We start from the raw sequence: 14,781 nt of genomic DNA on the forward strand, positions 1-14,781 counted from the left end.
AGGTGTCCTTCGGCAGCGTGCGGAGAATTGTAGCTGCCTGATACAAATGGCTTTTATTTAAGTTCCAGCTCCACTTGCCGCACCTGGCCGTTTTGCGCCGGGAAGCCGGTGAAGGCGCTTTGCACCAGCGCCGGCATGATTTGCGGCGTGGACTGCTTGCGGCTGGTGTTCTGCACTGTCACGTCATACAGCTTCTGGCCGGCCACGGTGTTGATGGCCACGCGCAGCTGGCGCTCGTAGCTGTGGCGTATGGTTTCCCGCAGCGTGCTCGGGCCGTAGAAGAAGGGGTCGTAGAACGGGCTGTAGCCGCCCCAGCGCGAGTAGTACGGACGATAGAATCCGCGGCCGTAGTAGTAGCTGCTGGTGAGGTAGGGACCGGTCCAGAACGGGTCATACGCTTCCAGCACGCGCACCGGGCGGTCTATGGTGCTGACGAAGACGCCCACTTTCAGCTTGGCGCTGTTGCCGTCGGCGGCAGGGGTGAAGCCCAGCTTGGCCAGCTCCTGGCCCACCATGGCCTGGTAGGTGCGCAGTTCCAGCGTGTCGTCCGGGCTGCGCGGCTGGTCGAACACATAGGATTTTTCCGGCAGGCTGGCGGGCCAGGCCTGGAAGGTGGTGACGTCGCTACGGATGGTGGTGGCGCAACCGCTCAGCAGCAAACTGGCCGCGGCTACCAGGATGGCTAGTGATTTCATGATATTGCTCTCCTGCAATAATAACAAAACAGTTGTGGCTTGATACAGTGTACGGCGGCAGCGAAAGTTGCGCTTAACTATTACAGAATGTTACGCAGCCGCGCTCCCCCGGGGCCGGTGTTGGTAGAATAGCTCTTTCCCTAGGTTCCGATCGAATACCCCATGCGCACTGACAGCCCACAGACGATCTTCCGTAAAGACTACACCCCTCCCAGCTACCTGGTTCACACGGTGGAACTGGGCTTCGACCTGGACCCGGCCCGCACCATCGTGGCCAACCGCGTCACGCTGAGCCGCAACCCGGCCAGCAAGAGCAAGGATCTTGTGCTGCACGGCGAGGAAATCGACCTGGTGGCGCTGCGCATGAACGGCAAGACCCTGGCGCCGGGCCAATACGTGCTGGGCAGCCATACGCTGACCATCCCGAAGGCGCCGGCCGAGGTGACGCTGGAAATCGAGACCCTGTGCGCGCCCGAGCTGAACACCACGCTGTCCGGCCTGTACGTGTCCAACGGCAGCTTCTACACCCAGTGCGAGGCCGAAGGCTTCCGCCGCATCACCTACTTCCCGGACCGGCCGGACGTGATGGCAAAGTACACCGTCATGCTGCGCGCCGACAAGCAGCGCTACCCGGTGCTGCTGTCGAACGGCAACCTGCTGGAGCAGGGCGACCTGGACGGCGGCCGCCACTACGCCAAGTGGGAAGACCCGTTCAAGAAACCGTCCTACCTGTTCGCGCTGGTGGCCGCGCGCCTGGTGTGCCAGGAGGAGACCTACACGCTCAAGTCCGGCCGCGAAGTGCTGCTGCAGGTGTGGGTGGAAGAGGGCAACCTGGACAAGACCGACTACGCCATGCAGTCGCTGAAAAACTCCATCCGCTGGGACGAGGAGCGCTTCGGCCTGGAGCTGGACCTGGACCGCTTCATGATCGTCGCCGTGGGCGACTTCAACATGGGCGCCATGGAGAACAAGGGCCTGAACATCTTCAACACCAAGTTCGTGCTGGCCAATCCGCGCGTGGCGACCGACATCGACTACGCCGGCATTGAAGCGGTGGTGGGCCACGAGTACTTCCACAACTGGACCGGCAACCGCGTGACCTGCCGTGACTGGTTCCAGCTGTCGCTGAAGGAAGGCCTGACCGTGTTCCGCGACCAGGAATTCAGCGCCGACATGATAGGCACGGCCAGCGGCCGCGCCGTCACGCGCATCGACCAGGTGCGCACCTTGCGCCAGGCCCAGTTCCCGGAAGACGCCGGCCCGATGGCGCACCCGGTGCGTCCCGACTCCTTCGTCGAGATCAACAACTTCTACACCGTCACCGTGTACGAAAAAGGCGCCGAAGTGGTGCGCATGTACCAGACCCTGCTGGGCCGCGAAGGCTTCCGCAAAGGCATGGACCTGTACTTCCAGCGCCACGACGAGCAGGCCGTGCAGTGCGACGACTTCCGCGCCGCCATGGCCGACGCCAACGGCCGCGACCTGGCCCAGTTCGAGCGCTGGTACAGCCAGGCCGGCACGCCCGTCGTCACCGCCAGCACGCGCTACGACGCCGCCGCGCAGACCTATGACATCACCCTGAGCCAGCGCTGCCCGGACACGCCCGGCCAGACCGGCAAGCTGCCCTTCCACATTCCGGTGGCCGTGGGCCTGCTGGGCGCGGACGGCAAGGACATGGCGCTGGCGCTGGACGGCGAGGTAGTGGGTGCGACCACCGCCGTGCTGGAGCTGAAAGAAGCCGAGCAGACCTTCCGCTTCACCAGCGTGCGCGAGCAGCCGGTGCCGTCCATCCTGCGCGACTTCTCCGCGCCGGTGGTGCTGGAATACCCGTACACGGACGCCGAACTGCTGCACCTGTTCCGCTACGACAGCGACGCCGTGAACCGCTGGGAAGCCGGCCAGCGCCTGGCCATGGCGCGCCTGCTCAAGCTCACCGCCGCCGTCGCGCAGGGCGCCACGCTGGCGCTGGACGACACCTTCATCGCCGCCCAGCGCGCCGTGCTGGTGGACGAAACGCTGGACGCGGCCTTCCGCGAGCTGGCGCTGGTGCTGCCGTCCGAAACCATCATCGCCGAGCAGATGGAAGTGGTGGACCCGCACGCCATCCACGCCGCGCGCCAGTTCATGCGCCGCACCATCGCGCGCGAACTCGCGCCCGAGCTGCTGGCGCAATACCAGGCCAACCAGACGCCCGGCCCCTACAGCCCGGACGCCCAGTCGGCCGGCAAGCGCGGCCTGAAAAACCTGGCGCTGGCCTACCTGCTGATCGACCCGGGCAGCGCGGAGCTGAAGCTGGCGCAGCGCCAGTTCGAGCAGGCCACCAATATGACCGACCGCGCCGCCGCGCTGTCCGCGCTGATCCACAGCGGCGAAGACGTGCGCGCCTCCCTGCAAAGCTTCTACGACGACTTCGCCGGCGAAGCGCTGGTGGTCGACAAGTGGTTCGCCATGCAGGGCGCCGCGCCCAACACCGACGTGGCTGCCGTGCGCAAGCTGATGCAGCACCCGGCCTTCACGCTGAAGAACCCGAACCGCGCGCGCAGCCTGCTGTTCAGCTTCTGCAACGCCAACCCATCGCAGTTCCACGCCAAGGACGGCAGCGCCTACGACTTCTGGGCCGAGCATGTGATCGCGCTGGACGCGCTGAACCCGCAAGTGGCCGCGCGCCTGGCGCGCAGCATGGACCGCTGGCGCCGCTACGCGCCCGCGCTGCAGGATCAGATGCGCGCCGCGCTGGAGCGCGTGGCGCGCGCCGCGCCGCTGTCGAACGACGTGATGGAAGTCGTCAGCAAAGCCCTGGCCAACTAATTCGAAATCTGTAAAACCAAAGGAAAACAATGAAACGCATCAGCCTGACCCAGTACCTGGTGGAAGAACAACGCCTCCACAACACCATCCCGGCCGAACTGCGCCTGCTGATCGAAGTTGTGGCGCGCTCCTGCAAAACCATTTCGCACAGCGTAGGCAAGGGCGCGCTGGGCGACGTGCTGGGCGCGCTGGAGACCGAGAACGTGCAGGGCGAAGTGCAGAAGAAGCTGGACGTCATCTCGAACGAGATCCTGCTCGAAGCGAACGAATGGGGCGGCCACCTGGCGGCCATGGCGTCGGAAGAAATGGAAACCATCCACCCGATCCCCAACCGCTACCCGATGGGCGAATATCTGCTGGTGTTCGACCCGCTGGACGGCTCCTCCAACATCGACGTGAACGTCTCCATCGGCACCATCTTCTCCGTGCTGAAGGCGCCGGACGGCATGGTCACGCCGTCCGAGCAGGACTTCCTGCAACCGGGCGCACAGCAGGTAGCGGCGGGCTACGCGGTGTACGGCCCGCAAACCCAGCTGGTGCTGACCACCGGCCACGGCGTGAACTGCTTCACGCTGGACCGCGAGATGGGTTCCTGGGTGCTGACCCAGCGCGGCATGCAGATTCCGGCCACGACCAAGGAATTCGCCATCAACATGTCCAACGCGCGCCACTGGCACGCGCCGGTCACGCGCTATGTGAACGAACTGCTGGCCGGCGACACCGGCCCGCGCGGCAAGAACTTCAATATGCGCTGGATCGCCTCCATGGTGGCGGACGTGCACCGCATCCTGAACCGCGGCGGCGTGTTCATGTACCCGGCCGACACGCGCGACACCTCCATGCCCGGCAAGCTGCGCCTGATGTACGAAGCGAACCCGATGGCCTTCATCGTCGAACAGGCCGGCGGCGCCGCCACCGACGGCAAGCAGCGCATCATGGACATCCAGCCGCACAAGCTGCACCAGCGCGTGCCGGTGTTCCTGGGCTCGCGCGACGAGGTGGCCGTGGTGACCGGCTATCACGCGGAATGATATTTTGGCAATGTGCTTAAAAAGCACTAGCGCATTCCGGTGGTTTATTGTTAGAATGCGAGCCTCCTTGCTGTAGCTGGTCACGTATCGCTACAGCTCCAAGGTACAGTTTCGCCGCTGTAGCTCAGTCGGTAGAGCAGCGCATTCGTAATGCGAAGGTCACCAGTTCGATTCCGGTCAGCGGCACCAGTAGGAAGAAAAAGGGTTGTATGCGAGAGCATGCAGCCCTTTTTTCATTTCCGGGCGCCGGCGTATCATGGACTCTTACCGCGAGGGTCATGCCATGAATGTCTTGGAAAACTGTAACGAACCGTTGAATTCCTGCTCACGTCATAATTGAGGAAATTGACAGTGGGTACAAAGATGGTCGAAGATGGCGCGCCCGATCTCAGGGGCGCTTTGATCTTGGCTATTTCGCAGAAACGATAGTGTCGATCATTTGCTGGGAATAGGCAGCGCCCGTCGCTTCGGTCGCCTCCATCATGGCGCGCCAAAGCGGGACGATGCCGACGCCCAGCTTGTCGAAGCGCATCAGGCCGCAGGCATAGATGCCGTCAAAGGTATCGACGGCGCCGCCAAGCTTCTCGCAGGTCGCGGCCTGCTTCGCGCGGTAGGCCTTCACTGCTTCTTCGCTGTACAGGCCAGTCTGGGCCAGGGCGTCGAGTGCCATGGCCTCCGCGCCGCCCTCGTGGATCCACGGACCCTGGTCGTCGCCCACGCCGCCGCGTGCAATCGCCAGTTGCCAGATATGCGCCATCTCGTGCGCCACGGTCTTGGTCGCGTGCTCGCGCAGTTTCGGATGGTCGAGCTGCACTTGCTTGCCTTCCAGCAGATACGAGACCTGGCCCGCGCCCAGAATGGCGCCCCCTTTCATCGAAAAGCCCGGCGATTCGACGTTGCCAACGGCAACCATGATCAGCAGTTCGTCCTTTAACTGGCGCTGATAGGCCTTCTCGTAATACCCGGACGTTTTCGCGCCGACATCTAGTATGGTTTCGCGCAGCCACTGCGGGGCTTTTGGATCGATCACGACTTTCACCGCACCAGCGAGGACTGCCTGCGCCGGTCCGAAGTAGGCATAGCCACGCGGACCACCGGGGTGCAGCCGGTTGGCTGGCGGCGCGATGACGTTTTCCTGCCCCAGGCCAGCCAACTTGAAGTCGGTGCGCATGGCGAGCGTCTTATCGCCTTGTTCGACGTCGCCTTGCAGGTGGCCGAGGTAGACCGATGTCCCGCCATCGCTGAAACGGTTGAACGAGACATAGTCCTTGGGCGACCAGCCGTCGAAAGTCCTGATCTGCACGCTGGCCGCCTTGAACGGCTTGCCCTTGGACGCAATGACATCGAAGTCCGGTCCGGATGTCATGCCCATGCCGGGCGTGAGCACCGTCCACTCCTGCTTGCGGAACGCGCCGATGGAATGAAGTTTGACCGCCGTCACGGCTTGCGCGAAGCGGTAATCCACGCGCCAGAGGTCTCTCGACACATGGCGCACGTCCACTGCTGCGGCAAGCCCAGGCTGCTGCTCCGCATGCACGAGTGGAGCAGCACACAACATCAAGAAGGCGGCGCACAGGCCAAGGAATCGATGCATCGGGAGGTTCTTCAATGACTAGCATGGATCCATTTTACTTGTTGAATTAAAAACAATGCAAATTCAAATGAGGCCATGATGCGTGCGGTGGCCGGTGCGTTGCACAGCATGGTAGGGCGGAATGCGGGCTATCGGCTTATTTGGCTGCGCAGCCAGGTCAGGGCGGGGTCGCTGTCGCTGCGGTTGTGCCAGATGGCTTGCATCTGCCGGCTGCGCGCGGGGTAGGGGAGCGGCGCGGCGGGCAGGCCTTCGCGTTCGGCGAACAGCTCGCTGAGGGACGAGGGCAGCACGGCCAGCATGTCGCTGGAGCGCAGCAGGGAGGGCACGGCCAGCGAGTGCGGCACCAGCATGCGCAGCCGCGCCGTTTCGGGCAGCGCGGCGCGGTCGAACATGTCGGACTCGCGCGCCAGGCCGCGTTCGGACAGGAAGCCGTCCACCGCGCCTTCCTCGACGCCGCCCAGCGAGACGGCGATCAGCGGATAAGTAGCCAGGTCTTCGGCAGTGACTTTGCGGCCTGCCAGCGGGTGGCCGGGGCGCATGGACAGGGTGTCGGTCTGGGTCCACAGCGTCATGGCGCTGAAGCGGGGCGGGATGTCGGCGAACACGCCTATGGCCACGTCGATGCGGCCCAGGTCCAGCTGGCCCGCCAGGTCGATGCGCGTGGATGGGCGGATGACCAGGTTCGCCAACGGGGCCAGTTCCTGCAGTTGCGCGCTCAGGCGCTCCAGCAGCAGGAGCGTGACGTAGTCGGTGGCGGCAATGACGAAGTCGCGTTGCGCGGTGGCTGGTGCAAAGGGCTCGTTGCCCAACGCGCCGCTGATCTGCAGCAGCGCATTGCGCAGCGGCGCGGCCATGGCCTGGGCGCGGGCCGTGGGCTGCATGCCGCCGGCGGTGCGCACAAACAGTTCGTCCCCCAGCGCTTCGCGCAGGCGCCCGAGCGCGTGGCTGATGGCGGAGTGGCTCAGGTTCAGCCGCCGCGACGCGCGCTGCAGGTTACGCTCTTCGTAGACGATGTTGAAGACGCGCAGCAGGTTCAGATCGAGGCGATCGATATTCATGTTGGCACGGTACGTTGGCGTAGTGGCCATAGTACCGCACAGACTGCGGTCTGTACGAGCACCGAGAGGGAGAGGCCTGCCGCGTCGTACAGGTATTGCGCACCGCCGCCGTCCCCGCCGACCAGGCTGCCGCCGGGGTAGCCGAGCATGCACAGCGTGATGCTGTAGCCCAGGCCTTGCGCCAGCGATTCCGGCCGGCCTGTCATCCATGCTCCCAGCGCAAGGGCGGGCGCATAGAGCAGATAAGGAGACAGCGGCAAGTACGGGTAGCTGAGCTGAAGCGCGAGGCCGGCCGCGACGGCGAGCAGCGTGCCCCAGGTCATCTGCAGGGATGCACGCACCGGCTGCGCGGCCAGCGCCACCAGCGCGCAATTGACCGTCGCGTTCAGCGTCGCCATCGGCCCGCCGCGCCAGGAGGTGGCCAGCCACAGCGTGCCCATGGCCGCCATGGCGATGGCCGGATGCAGGCCTGCCAGCGAGGCGCTGGCTGCCTTTGTGGGCAGTGCGGGGGAGGCGGGCCGCACGGCCGGCGCGCTTGCCTGGGGCGCGCCCTTGCCGGGCCAGCGGCTGCTTGCATACGCCACCGCGCTTGCGCAGACGATGCCCAGCGCCACCTCGGCCAGGCGGCTGGCGGCGCTGGTGGCGATGTGGCCCGCGTCCAGGGCCATGGGAATGGCGATGAGTATCGGCGTATAACCCGTCAGCAGAAGGGAATAGGCGGTCAGCTGGCTGTGGAAGGCGGCGATGGCGGTGAACAGTGCGACCCACACGCCAACCGCAGCCAGGAAGTGCGCCGGCGACTGGGGGGCCATCGCGGCCATTGCCCACGCGGCGAGCGCGCCGCCGATGGTGCCCAGCATCCGGTGGTAGCCCTTGGCGAAGACCTGCCGCGCCTGCGGCTGCATCACGATGAACACGCACACCATGGCGATCTGCGGCGCGGGGAGTCCGAGCCGCATGGCGATGGCCATGGCCAGGAAGGCGGTGGTGACGGTATTGAAGATATGGCGCAGCATGGCTATTCCCCGGCGGTCTGACAATGCGGCAGCATGCCACGCGCCCGCCCGGGGCAGAAGCGACTATTGTTCAAGATGGTTGTGCACGGAATTCATGATGTGCTTGACCTTCTGTCATGTGTCAGATATTGTTGACATGTGAGCGCAAAAAAACAATCCCTCAATGGCGACCAACTGCTGGCGGTGCTGGCAGCGCTGGCCAATCCGCACCGGCTGCGCATTATTGCGGCGCTGGTGAGCGGCGGGCGCAATTACGTGAGCCAGCTGGCGCGCGAGCTGGGCATCAGCCGTCCCTTGCTGCATCTGCACTTGCAGAAGCTGGAGGACGCGGGCCTGGTGGTCAGCCAGATGGAGCTGTCGCACGACGGCAAAGCCCTCAACTATTTTGAGCCCAGCAGCTTTTTAATCGAACTCTCGCCCGCCTCCATCGCGGAGATGGCGAAGACGCTTCAAGTCCCCAACGAACAGTAGAGGTGGTTATGTCTGAAAGCATATATTTGTTGACGATCTGCCTGCCGCTCGGCGCGGCCGTGCTCATTTTCGGCATGAAGTACTTCTCGGCGGCCTTTGCCGCCCGCGCCCGCGCCGAGAGCGACGCGGCCTACAGTGCGCTGGCGGAGAAGGCCGTGCAGGCGCAGGCTGCGCACCAGGCCACGCTGGCGGCCATGCAGGCGGAACTTGCCAAGCTGTCCGGCAGCGTGGCCTCGGTAGAAAAAATCCTCAAGCAAGTCGAATAATCCGCAGTCTCTCACCGGGAGCAAGCATGGACGGCAGCAGTCTGATTCAACCGCCGCGCGCAGCGCTGCAAAGCTATGCGCGGCTGGGCGGCGTGCTGTACCTGATTATTATCGTCATCGGCCTGCTGGGCGAGGCGCTGATACGCGGAACGCTGGTGGTGGGCGGCGACCCTGCCGCCACCGTGCGCCGCATCCAGGAGTCGGAATGGCTGTGGCGCCTGGGCGTGGCGGCGCAGATGCTGCTGCTGGTGTGCGCGGTGGCGCTGACATGGATCTTCTACGTGCTGCTGCGGCCCGTGAGCAAAAATCTGAGCTTGCTGGTGGTGCTGTTTGCGATCACCTCGCTGGCTGTGGAAAGCGTGAGCGCGCTGCAGCTGCAGTCCATGCTCGATACGCTGGCCATGGCCAAGTATCTGAAGCCGGACGACCTGCCGCAGCTGCACGTCATGGCTTACCTGACGGTGCTGTCGCACGCGCAGGCGTTCGGCCTGGCGCTGATTTTCTTCGGCGTGGAAATCCTGATCGTCGGCTACGTGATCTGGAAGTCTGGCTATATCCCCAAGGCCATCGGCGTGCTGATGCAGCTGGCGGGCGTGTGCTACCTGATCAACAGCTTCAGCATGGTGCTCAGCCCTGCGCTGGCAAGCATGCTGTTCCCCGCCATCCTGCTGCCCGCGCTGGTCGGCGAAAGCGCGTTTTGCCTGTGGCTGCTGTTCAAGGGCGTAGGGCAGCCGGCGCAGCGCTGAGCGGTCAGGCGGCGCGCCTGCGGTCGAAGTGGGCTTCGATCGCCTCCAGCGTTTTCCCTTTGGTTTCCGGCAGCAGGAAGGCGGCGGTGAGGAAGTACAGCACCGCGCAGCCGGCGCCGTAGAAGAACATGGTGGCGTAGCCGTGCTGGGCCACGGTCGGCAGGAACACGGCCGCTATCACCGTCGATACAAACTGGTTGATCAGCAGGGCGATGCTCATGCCGTTCGAGCGTATGCGCGTGGGCATCAGCTCGGACAGCGCCAGCCACACGCACACGCCGGGGCCGACGGCGAAGCTGGCCACGAACAGGAAGATGGCCAGCGCCACCTGCCAGCCGTGCGCGGCGGGCGGCACTTGCGCCAGGTAGGCTTTTTCTATGCGCAGAGGCGCGTTGACGGCGTCGGCCGGATCGGCGAAGGGATTCAGGTGCAGGCGGCGGAAGAAGGCGCCGATCACGCTGTCCGGCTGCACGGTGTCCTCACGGCTCATGCGCAGCTCGGGCAGGGCGGCGTCGTCGCTGCGGCGGGTCTGCACGTTGGTGAAAGGGCCGTAGGCGTAGGCAACCACAAGTTGCTGCGCGGCGCCGCCGGTCTCCGCTGCGCCCAGCGCATGCAGGGTGGCGCTGTCGAGGCGCAGGGCCAGCGTGTTGGACTGGATGCGGGCTTCAACGGCGGGGCGCACGTCGCGCTGGTCCGCCTCCGCGCTGCGGAACAGCAGGCCCGCCGCCAGCAGGGCGAGGACGATGCCGCCGCTGCCCAGCATGAGCAGGAATTTGCGGCCCTTGCGGTCGACCAGCACCACGGCCACCATGGTCATCACCGCGTTCACCACTTTCAAACCCACGTCGGCCATGTTGGCGGTGGCGCCGGGCAGGCCGGCCTGGTTCAGGATGTTGACCACGTAGGCCAGGATGGAGTTGATACCGGTCGCTTGCGTGAGGGCGAGCACCAGGCAGGCCAGCAGGAAGGGCAGCATGTAGCGGCGGCTGAGCAGCGGGTCGCTGGCTCCGGACGGCGCAGCGGAGGCATTGCTGTCGGCGGCCGTGGCCGATTGCGCTTGCAGGATGTCCTGCAGTTCGGCCTGCGCTTCGTCGGCGGGGCGGGTGCGCAGCAGGGAGGCGAGGGCGGCTTCGGCGCGGCCACGGCGGGCCAGCCAGCGCGGCGATTCGGCCAGCAGCAGCGCGCCGGCGGTGAACACCAGGCCGGGCGTGAGGCACATCCAGAAGATGCTGCGCCAGGCGTGGTCCTTGGCGGCGAACACGGTGGCGGCGCGCTCGGCTTCGGGCAGCGCCTGCGCGGCGGCGGTCACGCCGTCCACCGCGTGCGCCTGCGCCAGGCCGATGACGGCGGCGGCCACCAGGCCTATGGTGAGCAGCAGCTGGAACAGGGCCGCGCCGCGTCCGCGCTGCGAGGCGTGCAGGCATTCGGCCAGGTACAGCGGCACCACGACGCCGATCAAGCCGCCGCTCACGCCCTGCAGCAGGCGGCCGAGCAGCAGCGGCGTGTAGCCGTCGGCCAGCGCGATCAGCGGGATGCTGAGCGTGAACAGCACGCCGGACAAGGCCATGGCCCAGCGCCGCCCGATCAGGTCCGCCAGCGCGCCGGCGAACAGCGAGGACAGCACGGAGCCCAGCAGCACCGCCGCCACGATAAAGCTGAGCTGCTGCGCGCTGAGCTTCCACGCCAGCGAGGCGGTCGATTCCAGGTAGGGCAGCGCGCCGGCGATGATGCCCACGTCTATGCCGTACAGCAGGCCCCCCATGCCGGCAATGAACAGCATGAAGCGCTTGGCGCGGGCGGGGACGTGTGGCTGCGTGCTGGCGGTCATGCTGGACATGGTGGCTCCGTGTTCTAGTTGGAAGTAAGGTCGATGGCTTCGCCTTCGACGTAGACGGCGACCGGCTGCAGTTCGGCGTTGAGCACCACCATGTCGGCCCAGGCGCCGGGCGCCAGGCGTCCGCGTTCGGATTCGCCGAGGTAGTCGGCCGGGTAAAGCGAAAGGCGGTTGGATGCGTCGGCCAGGTCCAGTCCCAGGCCGACGAAGTTGCGCAGCGCCTGGTCCATGGTCAGCACGCTGCCGGCCAGCGAGCCGGTGGCCAGGCGCACGCAGCCCATGCATTTGAATACGCGCTGCGTGCCGAGCGCGTATTCGCCGTCCGGCATGCCGGTGGCGCTGGTGGCGTCGGTCACGCCGTACAGGCGGGGAATGCAGCGCAGGGCGCTTTGCAGCGCGCCCGGGCTCACGTGCATCAGGTCCGGTATCACTTCGGCATATTCCGCGTGCGCCAGCGCGGCGCCCACCATGCCGGGCTGGTAGTGGCCCATGCCGGTCATGCCGTTGAACAGGTGCGTAAAGCCCGCCACGCCCGCTTCAAGCGCGGCCACGCCGTCCTCATAGCTGCCGGCGCTGTGGCCGATCTGCACGCGGATGCCCATGGCCTTCAGCTGCGGGACCAATGCGAGATGGCCGTCCACTTCCGGCGCCAGCGTCAGCACGCGGATGGGCGCGACGGCGTGCAGGCTTTGCACCAGTTCCAGGCTGGCCACCATCACGTCCGGGGGCTGCGCGCCCAGGCGGTTCAGGTTGAGGAAGGGGCCTTCGAGATGCACGCCCAGCATGCGCGCGCCGCCTGCGGGCCTCTCTGCGATCACGCCGGCCAGGCCGGCCAGCGCGCGCCGTATCGACGGTTCCTTGGCGGTGAGGGTGGTGCCCAGCAGCGAGGTGGTGCCGTGGCGCGCGTGCGTGCGCGCCACGGTGGCGCCGGCATCGCCGCCCTGCATGATGTCGACGCCGGCGGCGCCGTGCACGTGCAGGTCCACGAAGCCGGGCAATATCGTCAGGCCGCTATGGCTTGCGGCAGGATCTTCCTGTATCTGCTGGATGCGCTGGCCGTAGCCTATGCTGCCTGTGATCCAACCGGTGGGGGTAAGTATTCTGCCGTGTAGCACGCTCTATTCCGCTATGAGTAATTCGACGCCCAGCTCGCGCAGCCCCTGGCTGTATTCCGGGCTGATGCTGGCGTCGGTGATGACGGTGTGGACGCGGTTCAGCTGCACGATGCGGTGCAGGCTGACGCGCCCAAACTTGGAGGCGTCCGTGAGGACGATGACTTTTTTCGCGCGCTCCACCATTTTCTGGTTCAGGCTCGCTTCCGCTTCGTGGTGGGTGGTCACGCCGAACTGCAGGTCGAAGCCGTCCACGCCGAGGAAGAGCTTGTCGAAGCTGTAGGCCTGCAAGCAGGCTTCGGCCTGCGCGCCCTGGATGGACAGCGACTGCTTGCGCAGCAGGCCGCCGGTCATGATCAGGTCCACACCCGGCGCGTCCGCCAGTTCCCAGGCGATGTTCAGGCCATTGGTCAGCACGGTCACTTCCTGCGCCTCGCGCAGATGGCGCGCCAGCGAGATGGTGGTGGTGCCGGAGTCGATGATGATGTTCTCGCCCGGCTGCACCAGGGTGGCGGCCAGCGCGCCGATGCGGTCCTTCTGCTGCTGGTTCAGCGCGTCCTTCTGGTGGATGCTTTGCTCGGCCACCGGCGTGCGGGTGAGGATGGCGCCGCCGTGGCTGCGCGTGGCCACGCCCTGGTTCTCGAGCGCCGTCAGGTCGCTGCGGATGGTCACGGCCGATACGCCGAACTGCTCCACCAGCGGCGTCACCTGGACGGAGCCTTGTTGGGTGAGCATTTGCAGGATGGATGCGCGGCGTTGGCTGGTATTTCGCATGATGGCGTTGGGTCGACTTTGAAAAACGTCGAGCTTAACAGATCGATGCGGCCGTGGTGGTGGCGGCGAAGTCCGAGTTATCCGCCGCGTTGCGGTTGCAGGCGCGCGCGTATTGCGCCAGCAGGCGGCCGATCTTGTGCTGCACCAGCGCGCCGGCGCTGGTGGCCAGCTGCCCTTGCAGCACTTCCAGGTACTGCTCCGGCAGGTGCTGGCTGAGCAGCGACAGCGGAATCTCGCGCGCGTCCAGGTTGGCGAACAGCGTTGCGGCGGCGGCCACCACCGGCGCTTCGCCCCAGTAGTAGCGGCAACGGTCGCTCAGGCCGTAGCGGCGCAGCAGGCGCTGCTCGGCGCTGCTGCCCGGATAGTGCTTGGCCCAGTGGCGAGGCTGCGCCAGCATCACTTCGTCCAGCACCTGCATCAGGCGCGAGCACTGCCCTGCGGGCACCAGCTCCTCCTCGATGCGGCACAGCGAGAGCATGGCCTCGCGCAGAGCGAAGGTGGCGGCCGGGCCGACCTTGAGGATGGCGAAGTGGTCGCGCACCATGCCGTGCAGCGCGCTTTCGCGCTGGTAGTCGGTGGAGTGGGCCTCGAACACCAGGCCGGGCTGGCCAGCCACAAAAGCGGACAGCGCGGCCGCCTGCGCGGCGTCGTAGTGCTGGATATGGCTATGGTCGAAGTCCACGCCGGGCTGCACCACCATGGCCACCACGCGGCGCCAGGCGGCGTTCAGGCCGGCGTCCAGGAAGGCTTTGCGGTGCACTTCCAGCGTGCGCGCCGCCGCAGCGGGCGAGGTGACGGCGCCGGCCTTGGCGAGTTCTGCTTCGCCGCCTGGAATCGGCACTTCGGTGCCGATCACATACACCGGGGGCGGCAGGCCCGCCTGTCCGGCGGCCGCTTCCGCCACCAGGGCCAGGCGCACCGAGCGCGCGGCGATGGTTTCGTCGCTGAGCACTGCCGGGTCGTCGGCGCAGCGCATGCTGCAATCGAGGTGGATCTTGTGGAAGCCCGCCGCCGCGTAGGCCGCGATCAGCGTGTCCGCGTTCTGCATGGCGGTGCTTGCGTCCAGGTGCTGCCAGGCGTTGGGGCCGAGATGGTCGCCGCCCAGCACCAGCATCTCCTGCGGAAAATCTTCTTCGCGCGCCATCTCCATCACGTAGCGGTGGAAGACGGCGGGCGTCATGCCGGTGTAGCCGCCGAACTGGTCCACCTGGTTGGAGGTCGCCTCCACCAGCAGCAGCGTGCCGTAGGAAGACGCCACCTTCATCGCTGCGCGCAGCACCAGCGGGTGGCTGCAGCACACGCTGTACAGGCCGGCGGCCTCGCCGCGCCTGTGGGCTGCCACAACGTTCTGGATGGGGGATGCAGATATGGTCATG

13 protein-coding genes and 1 tRNA gene are annotated in these 14,781 nt (G+C 66.1%); 6 read left to right on the forward strand and 8 right to left on the reverse strand.

Annotation, left to right across the window (positions count from 1 at the left end; all coding sequences use genetic code 11):
• Nucleotides 1-53: 53 nt before the first annotated feature.
• Entirely contained in the window at nt 54-695 is a 642-nt protein-coding gene (locus GTP77_RS20900) for a DUF4136 domain-containing protein (protein ID WP_161074085.1), read from the reverse strand.
• Nucleotides 696-857: 162 nt separating this feature from the next.
• Here GTP77_RS20900 and pepN point away from each other — a divergent pair, with 162 nt between their 5' ends.
• The 3 genes from pepN (at nt 858) to GTP77_RS20915 (ending at nt 4,723) form a co-directional block, all read left to right on the forward strand.
• Nucleotides 858-3,503, forward strand: a complete 2,646-nt coding sequence (gene pepN, locus GTP77_RS20905) for an aminopeptidase N (protein ID WP_161074086.1) — start codon at nt 858-860, stop codon at nt 3,501-3,503.
• 29 nt (nt 3,504-3,532) lie between these two features.
• Nucleotides 3,533-4,534 carry a class 1 fructose-bisphosphatase gene (locus tag GTP77_RS20910; RefSeq protein WP_161074087.1) on the forward strand — a complete coding sequence of 334 codons (1,002 nt, stop codon included), beginning with the start codon at nt 3,533-3,535 and terminating at the stop codon, nt 4,532-4,534.
• A 113-nt stretch (nt 4,535-4,647) separates the two neighbouring features.
• Nucleotides 4,648-4,723, forward strand: a tRNA-Thr gene (locus tag GTP77_RS20915).
• 220 nt (nt 4,724-4,943) lie between these two features.
• Here GTP77_RS20915 and GTP77_RS20920 read toward each other — a convergent pair.
• The 3 genes from GTP77_RS20920 to GTP77_RS20930 form a co-directional block, all read right to left on the reverse strand.
• Nucleotides 4,944-6,143 carry a hypothetical protein gene (locus GTP77_RS20920; protein ID WP_161074088.1) on the reverse strand — a complete coding sequence of 400 codons (1,200 nt, stop codon included), beginning with the start codon at nt 6,141-6,143 and terminating at the stop codon, nt 4,944-4,946.
• 113 nt (nt 6,144-6,256) lie between these two features.
• The gene (locus tag GTP77_RS20925) at nt 6,257-7,186 is read right to left on the reverse strand and encodes a LysR family transcriptional regulator (protein WP_161074089.1); all 930 of its coding nucleotides are present in this window, start codon (nt 7,184-7,186) and stop codon (nt 6,257-6,259) included.
• Nucleotides 7,183-8,202 carry an FUSC family protein gene (locus GTP77_RS20930; protein ID WP_161074090.1) on the reverse strand — a complete coding sequence of 340 codons (1,020 nt, stop codon included), beginning with the start codon at nt 8,200-8,202 and terminating at the stop codon, nt 7,183-7,185. The genes GTP77_RS20925 and GTP77_RS20930 overlap by 4 nt, the downstream gene beginning before the upstream one ends.
• Nucleotides 8,203-8,340: 138 nt before the next feature.
• Here GTP77_RS20930 and GTP77_RS20935 point away from each other — a divergent pair, with 138 nt between their 5' ends.
• Genes GTP77_RS20935 through GTP77_RS20945 form a run of 3 tightly spaced genes read left to right on the forward strand, consistent with a single transcriptional unit; the run spans nt 8,341 to nt 9,685 of the window.
• Nucleotides 8,341-8,673 carry an ArsR/SmtB family transcription factor gene (locus GTP77_RS20935; protein ID WP_161074091.1) on the forward strand — a complete coding sequence of 111 codons (333 nt, stop codon included), beginning with the start codon at nt 8,341-8,343 and terminating at the stop codon, nt 8,671-8,673.
• A gap of 8 nt (nt 8,674-8,681) precedes the next feature.
• Nucleotides 8,682-8,939, forward strand: coding sequence for a hypothetical protein (locus GTP77_RS20940; protein ID WP_161074092.1), 258 nt, complete (start codon nt 8,682-8,684; stop codon nt 8,937-8,939).
• A gap of 26 nt (nt 8,940-8,965) precedes the next feature.
• Nucleotides 8,966-9,685, forward strand: a complete 720-nt coding sequence (locus tag GTP77_RS20945; RefSeq protein WP_161074093.1) for a DUF4386 domain-containing protein — start codon at nt 8,966-8,968, stop codon at nt 9,683-9,685.
• A 4-nt stretch (nt 9,686-9,689) separates the two neighbouring features.
• On the opposite strand, the gene GTP77_RS20950 is transcribed toward GTP77_RS20945, so the two are convergent.
• From GTP77_RS20950 to GTP77_RS20965, 4 genes are read right to left on the reverse strand one after another with little or no spacing between them, the layout of a single operon-like run.
• Nucleotides 9,690-11,522 carry an MFS transporter gene (locus GTP77_RS20950; RefSeq protein WP_229202277.1) on the reverse strand — a complete coding sequence of 611 codons (1,833 nt, stop codon included), beginning with the start codon at nt 11,520-11,522 and terminating at the stop codon, nt 9,690-9,692.
• Nucleotides 11,523-11,536: 14 nt separating this feature from the next.
• Nucleotides 11,537-12,634 (reverse strand): N-acetylglucosamine-6-phosphate deacetylase, encoded by a 1,098-nt coding sequence (locus GTP77_RS20955; protein WP_161074094.1) that lies wholly within the window; start codon nt 12,632-12,634, stop codon nt 11,537-11,539.
• Between the two features lie 3 nt (nt 12,635-12,637).
• A complete protein-coding gene (locus GTP77_RS20960; protein ID WP_161074095.1) occupies nt 12,638-13,405 on the reverse strand; it encodes a DeoR family transcriptional regulator in 768 nt (255 codons plus the stop codon).
• A gap of 34 nt (nt 13,406-13,439) precedes the next feature.
• Nucleotides 13,440-14,780 (reverse strand): D-tagatose-bisphosphate aldolase, class II, non-catalytic subunit, encoded by a 1,341-nt coding sequence (locus tag GTP77_RS20965; protein ID WP_161074096.1) that lies wholly within the window; start codon nt 14,778-14,780, stop codon nt 13,440-13,442.
• Between the last annotated feature and the right edge of the window lies 1 nt (nt 14,781).

This window comes from Pseudoduganella aquatica (assembly GCF_009857595.1).
Taxonomy (GTDB): domain Bacteria; phylum Pseudomonadota; class Gammaproteobacteria; order Burkholderiales; family Burkholderiaceae_D; genus Rugamonas; species Rugamonas aquatica_A.